The following is a 2,278-nucleotide window of genomic DNA, read 5'->3' as shown; positions in this document are numbered from 1 at the left end:
CGGCCGCAGCACCCGCCTCGCCCACCCGATCCAGCACCGGGCACTACGACTACGGGACAAGGGCTGCCAAGCAGAAGACTGCGACGCCCCAGCCGCCTGGACCGAAGCCCACCACCTCAAACCCTGGGCCAAAGGCGGCTCCACCAACCTCAACGACATGGTGCTGCTCTGTCCCAGCGACCATCGCCGGATCCACAGCCCCGACTACACCTACGAACGACTGCCCGACGGACGGATCAGGTTCGCCCGCCGTAGATAGCGACGCGCCCAGAATTTCCTGGGCCCTTCGCGGCGCCTTGCGATGCACATGCTCCGCGACAACGGTAGGTATTACCGATCGGTGACGGATGCGCAGAGTGCTGTCACCGGGCGCCGAGCGCTGGCACAGTGAGTCCCATGTTGGACATTGGATCGGCGCCTCGCGCCGACGTCGGCGTCATCGGCGGGACAGGGTTGTACGAGTTCTTGAGCGACGCCGAGGAGGTCGTGGTCGAGACGCCGTACGGCGCGCCGTCGGCCCCGGTGACCGTGGGCACGGTCGCCGGCAGGTCGGTGGCGTTCGTCCCCCGGCATGGCCGCTCCCACGAGTATCCGCCGCACGCCATCCCCTACCGCGCCAACCTGTGGGCGCTGCGCTCGCTCGGCGTGACCCAGGTGCTCTCCCCGAGCGCGGTCGGCGGGCTGCGGCCCGACGCCGTCTCCACCGGCGACCTGGTCACCCCCGACCAGCTCGTCGACCGGACCTGGCGCCGGATCCCGAGCTTCGTGGAGACGGGTGCCACCCACGTACCGCTGGCCGATCCTTACTGTGCGCGGATCGCCCAGACGTACGCGGCCTCCGACCCACAGGTGAAGACCGGGGGCACGCTGATCATCATCGAGGGCCCGCGGTTCTCGACCCGGGCGGAGTCGATCCACCACGCCGCCCAGGGCTGGACGCTGGTCGGCATGACCGGTGCTCCGGAGGCGGCGCTCGCCCGGGAGCTGCGGATGTGTTACGCGCCGTTGTGCCTGGTCACCGACATGGACGCCGGCGCGGCCGAGGGTGAGGGGGTCGACGAGGACGACGTCTACGCGCTCTTCGCGGCCAATCTGGAGCGGATGCGGACCATCCTCGCCGACACGATCGAGGGCCTGCCCGACCCGGCCGGATGCTCCTGCTCGACCTGGGCCGAGGGCAAGACCCTCGCCTACGAGATCCCATGAGGGTCCTGCTGACCGGGTCGGCCGGTTTCATCGGCACCGCGATCGGCCGGGTGCTGGAGGATGCCGGTCACGAGGTCGTACGCGTCGACGTGCTGTTGCCGATGGCTCACGGTGAGGCGGCGGAGGCGTCGCCCGGGACGAACCTCCTCGACGTACGCGACGCCGGCGGCTGGGGCGACCTGTTGGACGGCATCGACGCAGTGTGCCACCAGGCCGCGGTCGTCGGCGCCGGAGTGACCGTGGACGACCTCCCGCTGTACGCCGCGCACAACGACCTCGGGACCGCCGCGCTCCTGGCCGCGATGAGCGCGCATGGGGTCTCCCGGCTGGTGCTCGCCTCCTCGATGGTCGTCTACGGCGAGGGCCGCTACGTCTGCGCGGCTCACGGCGACCGGGTCCCGCCGCCGCGCTCGCGGGCCGCGCTCGACTCCGGTGACTTCGAGAACCACTGCGACCTCTGCGGCGGCGCACTGACCTGGGCGGCAGTGGCTGAGTCCGCCCGGCTCGACCCGCGCAGCTCGTACGCAGCCAGCAAGGTCGCCCAGGAGCACTACGCCTCCGCGTGGGCACGTCAGGCCGACGCGACGGCGATCGCGCTGCGCTACCACAACGTCTACGGGCCGCACATGCCCGCGGACACGCCCTACTCCGGGGTCGCCGCCATCTTCCGGTCCTCCCTGGAGCGGGGCGAGGCGCCGCAGGTCTTCGAGGACGGCGGCCAGCAGCGCGACTTCGTCCACGTCGACGACGTCGCGCGCGCCAACCTGGCGGCCCTGGAGGCGACCTCCGAGCGGCCGGTCGGGTCGCTGGCCGCGTACAACATCGCGTCCGGTCACCCGGTCACGATCAGCGAGGTGGCGGAGCTGGTCGCGAAGGGCGCCGGTCGCGAGGTGGCGCCCGTGGTCACCGGGCGCTACCGGATCGGGGACGTACGCCATGTCGTCGCCTCCCCGCAGCTGGCGGAGAAGGAGCTCGGCTTCCGCGCCGAGGTGCTGCCAGAGGTTGGTCTGACCGCCTTCGCCACCGCGCCCCTGCGGCTCTAGACGCAGCGTCGAGTCGGCTCGTTATAACG

3 protein-coding genes are annotated in these 2,278 nt (G+C 71.3%); all 3 read left to right on the top strand.

The annotated features are described in order from the left end of the window. Nucleotides 1-259: HNH endonuclease signature motif containing protein (locus ACRDPS_RS17785; protein ID WP_431502994.1), on the top strand; the 259-nt coding region annotated here is incomplete at its 5' end. Between the two features lie 137 nt (nucleotides 260-396). Continuing rightward, nucleotides 397-1,206 (top strand): S-methyl-5'-thioadenosine phosphorylase, encoded by an 810-nt coding sequence (locus tag ACRDPS_RS17780; RefSeq protein ID WP_431502993.1) that lies wholly within the window; start codon nucleotides 397-399, stop codon nucleotides 1,204-1,206. Then, a complete protein-coding gene (locus ACRDPS_RS17775; protein ID WP_431502992.1) occupies nucleotides 1,203-2,249 on the top strand; it encodes an NAD-dependent epimerase/dehydratase family protein in 1,047 nt (348 codons plus the stop codon). Before ACRDPS_RS17780 ends, ACRDPS_RS17775 begins: the two co-directional genes overlap by 4 nt. Nucleotides 2,250-2,278 lie beyond the last annotated feature (29 nt).

The organism is Nocardioides sp. (genome assembly GCF_050699375.1).
Lineage (GTDB): Bacteria > Actinomycetota > Actinomycetes > Propionibacteriales > Nocardioidaceae > Nocardioides.
Note: the sequence above shows the minus strand (reverse complement) of the source record. Positions and strands in the feature narration are given on the sequence as shown.

Bases quoted from the DNA above. Each gene is read 5' to 3' on its own strand.
- ACRDPS_RS17775 (WP_431502992.1), top strand. From the start codon at position 1,203: ATGAGGGTCCTGCTGACCGGGTCGGCCGGTTTCATCGGCACCGCGATC.
- ACRDPS_RS17780 (WP_431502993.1), top strand. From the start codon at position 397: ATGTTGGACATTGGATCGGCGCCTCGCGCCGACGTCGGCGTCATCGGC.